This is a genomic window from Leucobacter sp. NPDC015123 (assembly GCF_043080205.1).
Classification (GTDB): domain Bacteria; phylum Actinomycetota; class Actinomycetes; order Actinomycetales; family Microbacteriaceae; genus Leucobacter; species Leucobacter aridicollis_A.
The window spans coordinates 86,951-101,278 of sequence record NZ_JBIBVH010000003.1 but is presented as its reverse complement, the minus strand read 5'-3'; the positions used below and the strand labels follow the sequence as shown (position 1 = coordinate 101,278).

The 14,328-nt window shown below is 62.4% G+C and carries 11 protein-coding genes; 8 read left to right on the top strand and 3 right to left on the bottom strand.

What is annotated here, in order from left to right; all coding sequences use genetic code 11:
- The first annotated feature begins 51 nt into the window (after positions 1-51).
- Complete coding sequence (locus tag ACF07D_RS07140; protein WP_119283786.1) at positions 52-885, top strand: helix-turn-helix transcriptional regulator; 834 nt, start codon at positions 52-54, stop codon at positions 883-885.
- A 9-nt stretch (positions 886-894) separates the two neighbouring features.
- The gene (locus ACF07D_RS07135; RefSeq protein ID WP_391504419.1) at positions 895-2,094 is read left to right on the top strand and encodes a winged helix-turn-helix domain-containing protein; all 1,200 of its coding nucleotides are present in this window, start codon (positions 895-897) and stop codon (positions 2,092-2,094) included.
- 271 nt (positions 2,095-2,365) lie between these two features.
- Here the strand turns inward: ACF07D_RS07135 and ACF07D_RS07130 are convergent, their stop codons facing one another.
- On the bottom strand, positions 2,366-2,890 hold the full coding sequence (locus tag ACF07D_RS07130; protein ID WP_391504418.1) for a DIP1984 family protein: 525 nt from the start codon (positions 2,888-2,890) through the stop codon (positions 2,366-2,368).
- Between the two features lie 218 nt (positions 2,891-3,108).
- Here ACF07D_RS07130 and ACF07D_RS07125 point away from each other — a divergent pair, with 218 nt between their 5' ends.
- Positions 3,109-4,149: an alcohol dehydrogenase catalytic domain-containing protein gene (locus ACF07D_RS07125; RefSeq protein WP_391504417.1), complete on the top strand. Its 1,041-nt coding sequence runs from the start codon at positions 3,109-3,111 to the stop codon at positions 4,147-4,149.
- Positions 4,150-4,218: 69 nt separating this feature from the next.
- Complete coding sequence (uvrB, locus tag ACF07D_RS07120) at positions 4,219-6,306, top strand: excinuclease ABC subunit UvrB (RefSeq protein WP_119283782.1); 2,088 nt, start codon at positions 4,219-4,221, stop codon at positions 6,304-6,306.
- Positions 6,307-6,350: 44 nt separating this feature from the next.
- On the opposite strand, the gene ACF07D_RS07115 is transcribed toward uvrB, so the two are convergent.
- The gene (locus ACF07D_RS07115; protein ID WP_119283781.1) at positions 6,351-6,749 is read right to left on the bottom strand and encodes a VOC family protein; all 399 of its coding nucleotides are present in this window, start codon (positions 6,747-6,749) and stop codon (positions 6,351-6,353) included.
- Positions 6,750-6,841: 92 nt separating this feature from the next.
- On the opposite strand from ACF07D_RS07115, the gene ACF07D_RS07110 reads away from it, so the two are divergent.
- Entirely contained in the window at positions 6,842-7,348 is a 507-nt protein-coding gene (locus ACF07D_RS07110; RefSeq protein ID WP_391504416.1) for a hypothetical protein, read from the top strand.
- 65 nt (positions 7,349-7,413) lie between these two features.
- Here ACF07D_RS07110 and ACF07D_RS07105 read toward each other — a convergent pair whose 3' ends face one another.
- Positions 7,414-8,268: a siderophore-interacting protein gene (locus tag ACF07D_RS07105; RefSeq protein WP_391504415.1), complete on the bottom strand. Its 855-nt coding sequence runs from the start codon at positions 8,266-8,268 to the stop codon at positions 7,414-7,416.
- 132 nt (positions 8,269-8,400) lie between these two features.
- Here ACF07D_RS07105 and uvrA point away from each other — a divergent pair, with 132 nt between their 5' ends.
- Genes uvrA through rapZ form a run of 3 tightly spaced genes read left to right on the top strand, consistent with a single transcriptional unit; the run spans position 8,401 to position 14,297 of the window.
- Entirely contained in the window at positions 8,401-11,442 is a 3,042-nt protein-coding gene (uvrA, locus tag ACF07D_RS07100) for an excinuclease ABC subunit UvrA (RefSeq protein WP_391504414.1), read from the top strand.
- Positions 11,443-11,452: 10 nt separating this feature from the next.
- Positions 11,453-13,426, top strand: coding sequence for an excinuclease ABC subunit UvrC (gene uvrC, locus ACF07D_RS07095; RefSeq protein WP_391504413.1), 1,974 nt, complete (start codon positions 11,453-11,455; stop codon positions 13,424-13,426).
- Positions 13,419-14,297, top strand: coding sequence for an RNase adapter RapZ (gene rapZ / locus ACF07D_RS07090; RefSeq protein ID WP_119283778.1), 879 nt, complete (start codon positions 13,419-13,421; stop codon positions 14,295-14,297). The genes uvrC and rapZ overlap by 8 nt, the downstream gene beginning before the upstream one ends.
- Positions 14,298-14,328: the final 31 nt, after the last annotated feature.

Sequence of the window (14,328 nt, the reverse complement as noted above, 5' to 3'; positions counted from 1 at the left end):
GTGTGCACGGGAAGTGAGCAGAAGTACTAGTACTATGAGTACTATGATCTGATGATTCGTCCTCGCACCGCCCGCGGCCAACAGCTCGGGGAGTTCCTCGCCAGCAAACGGCGCGCGCAATCACGCGCTGCGCTCGGCCTGCCACCGGGAAACCGCCGCAGCGAGACAGGACTGAGCCGCGAGGAAGTAGCCACACTGTCAGGCATCAGTGTGAGTTGGTACACCTGGCTCGAGCAGGGGCGAGACATCAACGCATCCGACCAGGTGTTACATGCGGTGGCGCGAGTACTTCAACTCACTGAGCCTGAGGCCGAGTACGTGCACGCCCTAGCCACGCCTGGCCGTGCGCAGCAGCCGGCTCCACCCGACGAGGCGCCGGCACATCTCTTGAACCTCATCAGAGCCTTCGAATTTCCAGCGTTCATTCTTACGAGCGATTGGACAATCGTCGGCTGGAACGCTGGCTACGAGTGGCTCTACGGACCGATCGTAGATACGCCTGCAGCGGAGCGAAACCTGCTGCGCATCATCTACACAGATCCGCGCAACCGCGAGCTCCTTCCGAACTGGGAGCGCGACAGCAGGAGCTTCCTCGCGGAATTCAGAGCAGAGTCTGGCGTCAGGTTGAGCTCAGAGCGCCACCGCGCGCTCATCGAGTCGCTCACGGAACTCAGTCCGGAGTTTCGCGAACAGTGGGCTGAGCAAACTGTGAGCCGGTTCACCTCGCGGCTTCGAACCTTCACGCATCCGACCGATGGCGAGCTCGTGTTCGAGCACCACAGGCTCGTCCCCTCAGACGCTGCCGACATGCACGTCGTGATCTATGCCCCAGCACCACCGGGCCTGCACGGAGCAGCCCGCGCCGCTGTCGGTGGCACACTGTAGCGTGGCATCATGACCCCAGCAGGATCCACCGCCACACTGAGCGCCGCCGAGGCGCGCCGTGTTTCGCTTGCGGCGCAAGGCTTCGCGAACTCTCCGAAGATTGCGAAGCGCCGCCCGTTCGACAAGGCGCTCTCTAAACTGCATGTGCTGCAGATCGATTCGGTGAACGTGTTTTCCCGCAGTCACTACATGCCTGTCTTCTCTCGTCACGGCTGCTACGCGCAAGACAATCTCGACGACCACCTCTGGAGAAGCGGCGAGTTCACCGAGTACTGGGCCCACGAGGCCGCGTTCATTCCCGTCTCGGACAGGCCTCTCTTCGGGTGGCGTATGGATGACTTTCGCGCACGCCACACGCGCGACGGCCGCTGGGAGCGACTCGCTCCCAGCATCGAGGCTGTCAGGGAGCGGTTACGCAGCGACGGCCCACAGCTCGTGCGAGAGCTTGAAGACGGCCCCCGACAGAAGCGCGGCCCGTGGTGGGACTGGAGCGACACGAAACACGCCGTCGAAGTGCTGTTTGCTGCAGGCGAGGTCGTGTCTGCCGGGCGCGAGTCTTTTCAGCGTCGCTACGCGCTTGCGGACCAGGTCATTGCCGAACCGCACCTTCGCACTGTCGACCGCGCGACCGCGCAGCGCGAGCTTGTGGCGCGAGCCGCCCGCTCGCTTGGCGTCGGAACGCTCGCCGACATCGCCGACTACCACAGGCTGAAGACCCCGGAGGCGAAGGCCGCGGTTGCAGATCTCGTCGAGTCGGGCGAGCTTACCCAAGTTGAGGTCGAGGGTTGGCTCGGCAAGAACGGCACGCCGGAGATCGCGTGGCTGCACCGTGACGCGGCCATCCCATCGCGACTCGCGCCGAACGCACTGCTGACTCCGTTCGATCCGATCGTATGGTTCCGCCCGCGCGCCGAGCGAATCCACGACTTCCACTACCGCATCGAGATCTACACTCCGAAAGAGAAACGACAGTTCGGTTACTACTGCCTTCCCCTTCTCGTGGGAGGGCGGCTCGCAGGGCGTATCGACCTCAAAGCCGACAGGCCGGGGGGCACGCTGCTTGTGCAGGCGGCCTGGCAGGAGCCTGGGGCGCCTCAGCATACAAGCGATGTTGTGGCAGAGCTACTGCGTGCCGCGGCTGACTGGCAGGGGCTGAGTGACATTCGAAGCACAGGCGTGGGCAATCTGGACCTGAGGCTTAGGAACTAGTTCTTGGAGGCAACACCCCACGCTGCGGTCACCGCTGATTCGAACGTGCGCGAAATGTCCCCGACCCCACCCTCCCGACTCGACCCCGGCACGCGGTAGTGCAGTGTGCTGGGTAAGCAGTCACATGTGCCAAGTGCTGGGCTGCACTGTCAGTGTGTGGGTTGCCCGCCACCCTCCTAGAAGCCAGAGTTTCCCGTCTGGCTCGGGGTGTGCCCGCTGGTCGAATCGGTACCGACTCGCGCATATGAAGTTGTGGTTTACTACTGGATCGCTAGCCCTCGACGAGGTCGTTCAGCCAGTTCGCCTGCTGAATCTGAGCGTCGAGCTCGCGCAGTTCTCGGGCGAGTGTATCGGCCTGGGCGCGCAGGTCAGGGACCTGCAGGGCAGAGATTTGGCGAAGCTCTGATCGCATCTGGCGGAACATGCCCTGGTCCTGTGCGGCGTCAGCCGCTTCGACAAGAATCGAGTGACGCAGTCGAAGACTATCGCGACGCGCTAACGCGTCGGTCATCGTGACCTCGGACGCTGTCGCAGCGCCGCTCTGTTGGCGGCGGCGGCCACCGCTCGGTGACTTCGGCGCGATTTCAAGCTGGATCGCCGAGTTTGTTGCGTTAATGCTCCGCACGAGCACCTCGAGTTCACCAACCGCGAGCTCAACCTCCGCAAGCAGTGCAGCTGCATCTTCGACCGGAGTATCGCCCTCTTGATAGTGAGCGTTCGCAACGATGCGCGCGCGCAGCTGGGCGATTCGTTTCTGCGTGTCGCCGCGGAGCGCAAGCGCCTCTGCGAGTTTCACAAGTAGTCCCACTCTCTGTCGATGCTCCGGCTAGGAGGGCCTAGATTATCACGCCCAATGCTGGTGAAACTTGATGACTATGAACGATCGTGCAGCAGAGAAGAGGCCACAGGCGTAGCCTAAGGGAACGAATAGCCGGAGTGAGGGGAGGGGCCGTTGGACCACGCACCGAACGCCCTGAACCGAGCCGGTCGTCAGTTGAGGAGAGGAACCGTTTCATGCGCGCTGTCACCTTCGTTCGGAACAACACAGTCGAGGTACAAGAGAAGCCAACCCCCGAGATCGCGCCAGATGAGGTACTCCTGCGCGTCGGCGGCGCGGGCGTCTGCCACTCTGACATCAGCATTATCGCTGGGGGTGATGAGAGCCCACTCATTGGCAGTACCCTCGGCCACGAAGTGGCGGGCATCGTCGAGCAGTTGGGGGCCGACGTCTCTGGCTGGACGGTCGGGGATCGGGCGATTGTCTCGCTGATCCTGTCTTGCGGCCGGTGCCGCGAGTGTCTCGCAGGGCGAGACAACCAGTGCGAGGTCGTCGCACCCCGAGGCAGCCTCGCGCCGCTGTCACCCGGTATCGGCAGCCCAGGCGGCATGGCCGATTTCATTGCGGTGAAAGCCCGCCACCTCGATCCTCTCGGTGATCTGGATCCAGTGGCAGCTGCCCCGCTCGCCGACGCCGCACTCACCCCTATGCACGCAATCAACACGGTTCGCGACCGCATGACAGGTGACTCGACAGTCGTTCTCATCGGTCTCGGCGGCCTTGGCCATATGGCACTGCAGATTCTCGCCGCCACGACGGGCGCCAGGGTCATTGCGCTCGACACCGATACAGAAAAGCTCGCCTTCGCTGAACAGCATGGAGCTGACCTTGCGATTCCGAGCGATGGCGAGGCCGCAACTCGAATCCTTGCGGAGACCGGGGGAGTAGGCGCCGACGTCGTCTTCGACTTCGTCGGGGTGCAGCCCACGGTGAACCTCGCGGTGTCAGTCGTCCGCGGTGGCGGCGCAATCCGCTTCGTCGGCCTCGGCGGGGGCGCATTCGAGTACCGCGCCGGAGCTGGTGCCGGGCTGCCGTGGGGCGTGAACATCGAGCGTGCCTACGGCGGCACCCGAAGCGACATGCGCGAGGTCATTGCCCTCGCCGCCGCGGGCAAGATCGCGGTAGAGGTCGTGCCGTACTCACTCGACAACGCGCGCGAGGCCTTCGACGACCTCCACCACGGACGCATCGCCGGTCGCGCAGTCCTCGTCCCGTAGCAACACTCTCAGATCGCCCTATGCGAACAAAGTTTCGAATAGGGCGATCTGAGGATTATGCTTGATTGCATGGAAACAACCCGCAGCGTTCGCCCGTTCGAGGTCGTCAGTGAGTACGAGCCGAGCGGAGATCAGCCGCAAGCAATCGAGCAGCTCGCAAGCCGCATCAATGCCGGTGAGACCGACATTGTGCTCCTCGGCGCGACCGGAACAGGGAAGTCTGCGACCACCGCGTGGCTCATTGAACAGGTGCAACGGCCCACGCTCATTCTTGCCCACAACAAGACACTTGCCGCCCAGCTCGCGAACGAGTTTCGTGAGCTCATGCCCAACAACGCTGTTGAATACTTCGTTTCTTACTACGACTACTACCAGCCCGAGGCGTACGTCCCGCAAACAGACACGTTCATTGAGAAAGACTCCTCGGTGAACGCCGAGGTGGAACGTCTTCGCCACTCGACAACAAACTCATTGCTGAGCCGTCGCGACGTCGTCGTCATCTCGACAGTGTCGTGCATCTACGGCCTCGGCAAGCCCGAGGAGTATTACGAGGCAATGGTGCCGCTGCAGGTTGGGGATCGCCTCGACCGCGATGTGCTGCTCAGGCGCTTCGTCCAAATGCAGTACCAGCGCAACGATATCGAGTTCGTTCGCGGAAATTTCAGGGTGCGGGGCGACACTGTCGAGATCATTCCGATGTACGAGGAACTCGCCATCAGGATCGAGTTCTTCGGCGACGAGATCGAGGCGCTGTACTATTTGCATCCACTCACAGGCGACGTGGTGAAACAGGTCGAGAGCGTGTCAGTCTTCCCCGGGTCACACTACGTCGCGAGCCGCGAGGTCATGAACCGTGCGATGGCTGACATCTCGACCGAGCTCGAAGCGCGCTCAGCCGAGCTGAAATCGCAGAACAAGCTTGTCGAGGAGCAACGTCTGCGCATGCGGACGACGTTTGACCTCGAGATGATGGAGCAAATCGGCTTCTGCTCTGGCATTGAGAACTACTCAATGCACATGGATGGGCGCGTCCCTGGGGAGGCCCCGCACTGTCTGCTTGACTACTTCCCTGACGACTTTCTTGTCGTCATTGACGAGTCGCACGTGACGGTGCCGCAGATTGGTGCGATGTATGAGGGCGACTCGTCGCGAAAGCGCACGCTTGTCGACCACGGGTTCCGACTCCCGAGTGCGCTGGATAACCGCCCGCTGAAGTTTGGCGAGTTCAAGGAACGCGTCGGCCAGACCGTTTACCTCTCGGCGACCCCAGGGAAGTACGAGATGGAACTCGCCGACGGCGTGGTCGAGCAGATCATCCGACCGACTGGGCTCGTCGATCCAGAAATCGTCGTGAAGCCCTCGGAGGGGCAGATCGACGATCTCCTCGAGGAGGTACGCCGCAGGGTCGAGCGCGACGAGCGTGTGCTCGTCACGACGCTCACAAAGAAAATGGCTGAGCAGCTCACCACCTTCATGGAAGAGGCCGGCGTCCAGGTGCGCTACCTGCACTCCGACGTCGACACACTTCGACGGGTAGAGCTGCTCACGGAGTTGCGCGCCGGCGTGTTCGACGTGCTCGTTGGCATCAACCTGCTGCGTGAGGGTCTCGACCTTCCTGAGGTGTCGCTTGTCGCCATCCTCGATGCCGACAAGGAGGGGTTCCTCCGGTCATCGACCTCACTCATCCAGACGATCGGCCGCGCGGCGCGAAATGTCTCGGGCGAGGTACACATGTACGCCGACCGAATCACGCCGTCGATGCAGCTTGCTATCGAGGAAACGAACCGGCGCCGCGAGATCCAGATCGAGTACAACACCAAGCATGGGATCGATCCGAAGCCGCTGCGCAAGAAGATCGGCGACATCACGGAGGTACTCAACCGGGAGGCCGCAGATACGGACGAGGTGCTCGCGAACCGAACGTCCAGGCACGCGCAGAAGGGCTCACCGCAGCGAACGAAGGGCAAGGCCGCGTCGCGGGCGGGAGCGATCGGTGCGGAGGGCGCAGACAAGCTCGAGGAGATCATCGCCGACCTCACCTCGCAGATGTTGCTCGCCGCAGAGGAGCTCAAGTTTGAGCTCGCGGCGCGGCTTCGCGACGAGGTCTCCGAGATGAAGCGCGAGTTGCGCAGCATGGACGCTGCAGGTCACATCTAGGCAGCCGCCGGGGTTGGCGGCGCGTGCATACGCCGCCAACCCCGCTAGCTCACTGAAAGCGGCGCATAGAGGTCGATCGCGTTCCCGTCAGGATCCATGACTGTCGCGTAGCGCTGGCCCCAAAACGCATCCCACGGCTCAACTCGGGAACGAGCCCCGCCCGCCACGAGCTTGGCAAACACCTCGTCGACTTCTGCCGGTGACGCAGCCTCAAAGGCAAATGCGACGCGGTGACTGCCTGACGGCAGCTCGTAGGCTGGGTCGAAGCCTCGAATTGTCTCCAGTGTGTCCCAGCCGATACGCATCCCTCCGTCAAGCAGGACCTCGACATGCGCCTCCGTTTCGGCCCCCTCCGGAATATCGAGGCCGAGAGTGCGGTAGAACGCGAGTGACGCCGAGAGGTCGTTAGTGACGATACCAATGAAGTTGAATGCAAGTGTCATGGACGCAGCATAGCTCGCACCCCCGTCATCCCTTTGAATGATTTTCACTAGCTGCGACCCGACGCCCGGGGAAACGCGCGTAGCCTGAGGCCATGACTTGGGAATCCCTCCTACGGAAGATCGATAGGCTGGCCGGTGGCCGCGGGGCCGGGGAACGAATCGCTGCGGCAGAACTCGCCCACGCGAAGACGCGCAGAGCGTTCAGCTGGATTTGGTGGCTGCTTGGCGCCGAACTGCTGCTCGGTGTTGGAGCGGTCGCTACTGCTGCCATCCTCGTGGGCTCCGGCTCATCAGTGCCAGTTGCCGTGTGGATGCGAACGGTAGTCGTGCTTGGCATGACGCTCACGCTCGGCTATTTCGCTTGGCGGGCATCACTCGGCTGGCGGTGGGCCTATAAGCGACTCAGACTCTTCGCCCAGATATTCCCAGTCGTGACACTCGTGATTGCCGCAATCCCAGGGCTGTACCCAGGTTGGATGATCACCGAGCAGATCGTTTTTAGCCTGCTCATGATCGGAATAGGCGACTTCCTGACAAGCGACCACATGCGATGGGCGTTTCGACACGCTGATTCAGCCCCGGAGCGCGCTGCTTCGTGACGTCGCACCTGGAGCGGGCAATGCAGCTCACTCACCAGTACTGCGTGCTCACGGCCCGCAGCTCGCTAGATTTGCCCGATCGCCTCGCGCTTTTCTGCTTGGAAGCGATCCTCACGGCGGCCATACGCCCAATAGGGAGAGAGCGACAGGCTTGCGCGATCAATTCCACGCTCGTCCGTGAAGTATGGACGCAGCGCCTTCATCGCGCCGCGTTCGCCGTGCACGAAGACATGCACGCGGCCGGGCAGCCACTCGGCTTCGCGCACGGCGTCGACAAGCACAGTCGACGTCCCCGCCGCAGCAGTGCCACGGAACAGCCAGTTCACCGTGATGCCAGCTGGGCTACGGAGCTGGAGCACGTCGGCCTCGCCCGCGACCTCGATGAAGCAGACGCCTACCGCGTCTTCGGGCATCGCCTCGAGCGCCGAGGCGATCGCGGGAATCGCAGACTCGTCGCCCGCAAGTAGGTGCCAGTCGGCGCTCGGATCGGGGGCGTACCCACCTCCAATTCCCCGAAGCACCACGGGATCGCCTGGCTCGGCCGCAGCCGCCCACGGCCCCGCGATGCCTTCGGTGCCGTGCACGACGAAGTCGATCCAGAGCTCGCCTGCCCCGTGATCCACGCGCCTCACCGTATAGGTGCGGGTCGATGGCATCTCCTCGGGTGGCAACTCGTCGCGCAGCGCGTCGAGGTCGTAGGGCGGCTCAATGCCGCTGCCTGGCTGCCTGAAGAGCATCTTGCTGTAGGCGTCTGTATACGGTCCCGCATCGATTTGCGCCATGTCAGGCCCGTGCGCGACGATACGCACGAGGTGCGGGCTGAGCTGCACACGCTCCTTGACGGAAAGCACTATCTGGGGTCGCGCCGGGCGCGGGGGTGCTCCAGATGCGGAAGCTGCCATGATCACTACCTCATTCATCAGATGATCTTGTCTCGACTGTCAAGACTGGCATACTCCGAGCTTGTTCTCTAGGCTGACGCCAGCGGCGAACACGGAAGTTTTTTAGAACACATGTTCGAATCAGGGACGGGGAGACGCTAAGCTAGGGGAGTGACTTCTCAGAGCAAAACACCTATTCGTTCCTCGGCAGCGCACGCGCACATCAGTGTCCAGGGCGCTCGGGTGCACAACCTCAAGAACGTTGACCTTTCGATTCCGCGGGACTCGCTCGTTGTCTTTACTGGCCTATCGGGCAGCGGTAAGTCGAGCCTCGCGTTCGACACGATCTTCGCGGAAGGGCAACGTCGCTACGTCGAGTCATTGAGCGCCTACGCCAGGCAGTTTCTTGGCCAGGTCGACAGGCCCGACGTCGACTTTATCGAGGGGCTGAGCCCCGCCGTGTCGATTGACCAGAAATCAACGAACCGCAACCCGCGCTCGACAGTGGGCACGATTACTGAGATCTATGACTACATGCGTCTGCTCTGGGCCAGGGTCGGTATCCCGCACTGTGCGGTATGCGGCGAACGCATCGAGTCTCAGACCGTGCAGCAGATTGCCGACCGCCTCATGCAGCTCGAGGAGCGCACCCGCTTTCAGGTGCTTGCACCCGTCGTCTCAAAGAAGAAGGGCGAGTTCGTCGACCTGTTCCAGGAGCTCGCGGCGACTGGATACTCCCGCGCGATAGTGGACGGCGAGCTCATCCAGCTCAGCGACCCACCGAAACTGAAGAAGCAGATCAAGCACGATATCTCGGTCGTTATCGACAGACTCGTCGCCTCTCCGGATGGGCTGGGCAGGCTCACCGACTCGCTGGAGACCGCACTTCGGCTCGCAGACGGCACGGTGCAGATCGACTATGTTGACCGCGACCAAGACGCAGATGACCGCATGCAGCTGTTCTCGGAGCAACTCTCATGCCCGAATCAGCACCCAGTTCAACTCACGGAGATTGAGCCACGGACATTCTCGTTCAACGCCCCCTTCGGCGCGTGCCCAACGTGCTCCGGGCTCGGTACCAGCATGTCTGTCGACGAAGACCTTGTGCTTGGCGACCCTGAGCTGTCAATCAGCGAGGGCGTGATCATTCCGTGGACGAGTCAGGGCAAGAGCCTCTACCAGTACTACGAGAAGCTTCTCGTTGGCCTCTCAAAAGACCTCGACTTCTCACTGAAGACCCCCTGGGGCGAGCTCGACGAAGACGTGCAGGAGGCTGTACTTCGAGGCAACGACTTCAAGGTCAACGTGCGCTGGAAGAACCGGTTCGGCAGAGAGGTAAAGTACACAAGCGGGTTTGAGGGTGTCATCCCGTTCATCGAGCGGCAGTACGCTGAGGCCGAAAGCGACAACCGCCGCGAGCGATGGTCCGAGTTTCTGCGTGAAGTTCCCTGCCACGTCTGCAACGGCCAGCGACTGAAGCCTGAAGTGCTCGCGGTGACCGTCGATGACGAGTCGATCGCGAGTGTTGGCGAGTTCAGTCTGCTCGACGCCAAGCACTTCTTTGACAGCGTCGACCTCAGCGAACGAGACGCGAAGATCGCCGCTCAGGTGCTTCGCGAGATCAGGCTCCGCTTCGACTTCCTCATCGAGGTTGGGCTTGGGTACTTGACGCTCGCTCGCGCCGCAGGCACCCTGTCAGGCGGCGAGGCCCAGCGCATCCGGCTCGCGACCCAGATTGGCTCGGGACTTACGGGAGTGCTGTACGTGCTTGATGAGCCGTCAATCGGCCTGCACCAGCGCGACAACAGGCGCCTTATCGAAACGCTCGTGAAGCTCCGTGACCTTGGCAACACGCTCATCGTCGTTGAGCACGATGAGGAGACGATTGAGGCAGCGGATTGGCTTGTCGACATTGGCCCCGGCGCCGGCGTCGAGGGTGGCACCGTGGTCCACTCGGGGCTGCTTCCCGAGTTGCGCGCGAACACCAACTCAGTCACGGGCGACTATCTCGCTGGCCGCCGCGCCATAGAGACGCCACTGACACGCAGGCCACTCGACAAGAATCGCGAGCTCAAGGTCGTCGGCGCCCGTTCGAACAACCTCCAGAATGTCGACGCAACATTCCCGCTTGGCGTCATGACGGCGGTCACCGGCGTCTCAGGCAGCGGTAAGTCGACGCTTGTGAACGACGTCCTCTACCGAGTGCTCGCAAATCAGCTGAACGGCGCCCGCATGGTCCCGGGCAAGCACACTCGTGTCACTGGTCTTGAGCACCTCGACAAAGTGGTTCATGTCGACCAGGCACCGATCGGTCGCACGCCGCGCTCGAACCCCGCGACGTACACTGGCGTCTTTGACAAGATCCGTAACCTGTTTGCAGACACCCCCGAAGCGAAGACTCGCGGCTACCTGCCCGGCCGCTTCAGCTTCAACGTCAAGGGCGGCCGGTGCGAGGCATGCTCGGGCGATGGAACGCTGAAGATCGAGATGAACTTCCTCCCCGATGTCTACGTCGCCTGTGAGGTGTGCGGCGGCAACCGATACAACCGAGAGACGCTGCAGGTTCGTTACAAGGGCAAGAACATCGCCGAGGTCCTCGAGATGCCAATCGCAGAGGCGGAACAGTTCTTTGAGCCGATCTCGTCGATCCACAGGTTTATGAAGACCCTCGTCGACGTCGGCCTCGGCTACGTTCGACTCGGCCAAAGCGCCACAACGCTTTCGGGTGGTGAGGCGCAGCGCGTAAAGCTCGCAACCGAGCTACAGAAGCGCTCGAACGGCCGCAGCATTTACGTGCTCGATGAGCCAACAACTGGTCTGCACTTCGAAGACGTGCGTAAGCTCCTGCTCGTACTGAACGGGCTTGTCGACAAGGGCAACACCGTCATCACGATTGAGCACAATCTCGATGTGATCCGCAGTGCGGACTGGGTGATTGACCTCGGCCCAGAGGGCGGATCCGGCGGTGGAACGATCCTCACCACAGGCACCCCGGAGCAGGTCGCGCAGCACTCAGAGAGCCACACGGGCGTGTTCCTTGCCGAGGCGCTTGAGAAGGCTCCCGTCGCGCGAACGGCACGGAAGGCGCTCGCGGTGGCGCCTGCGGCACCCGTAGCTACCAAAAAGGCCTCAGCAAAGAAGCCCTCAGCAAAGAAGTCTTCAGCAAAGAAGTCTTCAGTACAGAAGGCCGCCGCGGCTACGGTCGTCTCGTGAGGGCGGCGGCGTGACAACTGACCCGCGTCGCGGGGGCAATTTAGCAGGTGAACCTGCTGACCCCCGCGACGCGTTCAAGCCCGCGTCGGGAGAGATCCCTACGAGCCCTGGGGTGTACCGCTTTTCAGACCGCCAGGGCCGCGTACTGTACATCGGCAAGGCGAAGAACCTCAGGGCTCGGCTTGCGAACTACTTTCAGCCGATGCATTCGCTCATGCCGCGCACCCGCCGCATGCTGTCGCTGGCCGCAAATGTCGACTGGACTGTCGTTGCAAGTGACACCGAGTCGCTCGTCCTCGAGCACACCTGGATCACTGAGTACAAGCCTCCGTTCAACGTGCAGTTCAAGGACGACAAAACGTACCCCTACCTTGCTGTGACGCTGGGGGAGGAAGCCCCACGGCTGATTATTACCCGAAACGAACGCATCAAGGGTGCGAGATATTTCGGGCCCTACCCGAAGGTGTGGGCAATCAGGGAGACCGCTGCTCTGTTGCAGCAGGCCTTTCCAATTCGTACGTGCAACGACGCCGATTACAAGCGTGCGATGGCGAGCGGCAAGCCGTGCCTCGCGGGCCAGATCGGGCGGTGCGCGGGTCCGTGCTCCTTCACTGTGACAGTTGACGAGCATCGCGAGCGCGTGGGCGCGCTGGTGTCGTTCCTCGGAGGCAATTATCAGTCGCAGTTCAGAAAGCTGCAGCGCGGCATGAAAGACGCGGCCGCCGAGCAACGTTACGAAGACGCGGCGAGGCTTCGCGATCAGGTCGCGGCGGTCGAGCACGTGATGGAGAAGAACGCCATTGTGCTCGGTCACGAGGTAGATGTCGACGCGTTCGGTCTCTGCACCGATGACCTCTCTGCCGCGCTTCACCAGTTCATCATCCGGGGTGGTCGCGTGCGTGGCGAGCGCAGCTGGATTGTTGACGTGGAGCTCGACGACTCGCCCGGGCGGCTGCTCGAGCAAGTGCTGCAGACTGCGTACGAGGGCGGGCATGAGCCACCCCCGGAGATCCTCGTACCGCAGCTGCCAGACGGGCTCGCCTCGCTCGAAGAGACCCTCGCCAAGCTCCGCCCGCGCAAGGGAAAGGTGCACATTCGCACTCCCGAGCGCGGCGACAAAGCCCAGCTCATGGACCGGGCGACGTTGAATGCTGGCGAGAATCTCATGCGTTACAAGCTCAAGCGTGCCGCTGACATCACGTCACGCACCGACGCACTTGCCGAACTGCAGCAGGCCTTGGGCCTCAGCGAGGCTCCACTCAGAATCGAGTGCATCGACGTCTCCCATTTGCAGGGGACCGGCGTTGTCGCCTCACTCGTGGTGTTCGAAGACGGGCTTCCCGCAAAGAGCGAGTACCGAAAATACAGGATCGAAGAGACGACTGACGATACTGATTCGATCTACCAGGTCGTGTCACGCAGGGCGGCTCAGTTGAACCTTGCTCGTGAGTCAGGTGAGCTTCCATCCGGCGCGTATCGCGCCCGCCCGCAGCTCCTCATCGTCGATGGCGGCGAACCGCAGGTGAAGGCCGCGCACCGGGCGTTGATGGAGGCAGGCATCACCGACGTCGCGCTGTGCGGCATCGCAAAGCGGCTTGAAGAGCTGTGGTTGCCAGAGGATCCCTTTCCTGTGGTGCTTCCGCGCACGAGCGAAGCCCTATTTCTCGTACAACGCGCCCGCGATGAGGCACACAGGTTTGCGATCACATTCCAACGACAACGTCGCAGCGAGGCCATTGCCTCGCAGCTCGCGGACGTACCTGGACTCGGGCCGAAGCGTGTGCAACAGCTCCTTCGGCACTTCGGTTCTGCGACCCGCCTGAGGGCCGCCTCGGTCGCGGAGCTCGCGGCAGTGCCTGGCATTGGGGAACGCACGGCCGAACAGATTCTCAGCCACCTTACCCGACTCCGCAAGAGCGCGCCTGACGCTAAGATTGACGATGCGCAGACAGACACGGAGCTTGAGGAGGGTGCGGATGAATGAGGTCTCAACAGGTCAGGAGATCCTGATCGTCACCGGCATGTCCGGTGCTGGCCGAAGCACCGTCGCGAACACCCTCGAGGACCTCGGCTGGTATGTCGTTGACAACCTGCCGCTCTCGATGGTCAAGACCCTCGCAGACATGGCCGACAAGTCAGGCGGGGCGCTTCCGCGCATCGCGGCTGTTGTCGATGTTCGCGGTCGGGATCTCTTCGCCGATATCCAAGAGACGGTGAACGAGCTGCGCCACACAGCGACAGTTCGCGTCGTCTTCCTCGATGCTGCCGACGATATTCTCGTGCGCCGTTACGAGAGCGTCAGGCGGCCGCACCCGCTCCAGGTTGAGGCAGGGGGGTTGCTTGAGGGCATTCGCCTTGAGCGCGAACGTTCCCAGGAGCTTCGTGCGACGAGTGACGTCGTTGTCGATACCTCCGGATACAACGTGCACCAGCTCACCACTGCGACTCGTGAAATGTTCTCGTCAGAGGACGTCGCGGGCCTGCAGCTCACCGTGATGAGCTTCGGCTTCAAGTATGGGGCCCCGACTGACGTCGACCTCATGGCAGACATGCGGTTCATTCCGAACCCGTTCTGGGAGACCGATCTTCGCTCACTCACCGGTGTTGATCCGGCTGTGAAGGACTACGTCCTGAGCCGTGAGGGTGCCACCGAGTTCATTGATGCATACGTCGCAGCGCTGACCCCGGTTTTTGCCGGCTTTCAGCGCGAAAACAAGCGACACGCATCGCTCGCCATTGGGTGCACTGGCGGTAAACACCGCTCCGTGGCTGTCGCCCGCGAGCTCGCAGACCGGCTTGCCGGCCTGCCCGGCGTGAGCGTTCAGCTCCGCCACCGCGACCTCGGTCGCGAGTAAATGCCGGCGCGCTTCGCCGTCATTTAGTTTG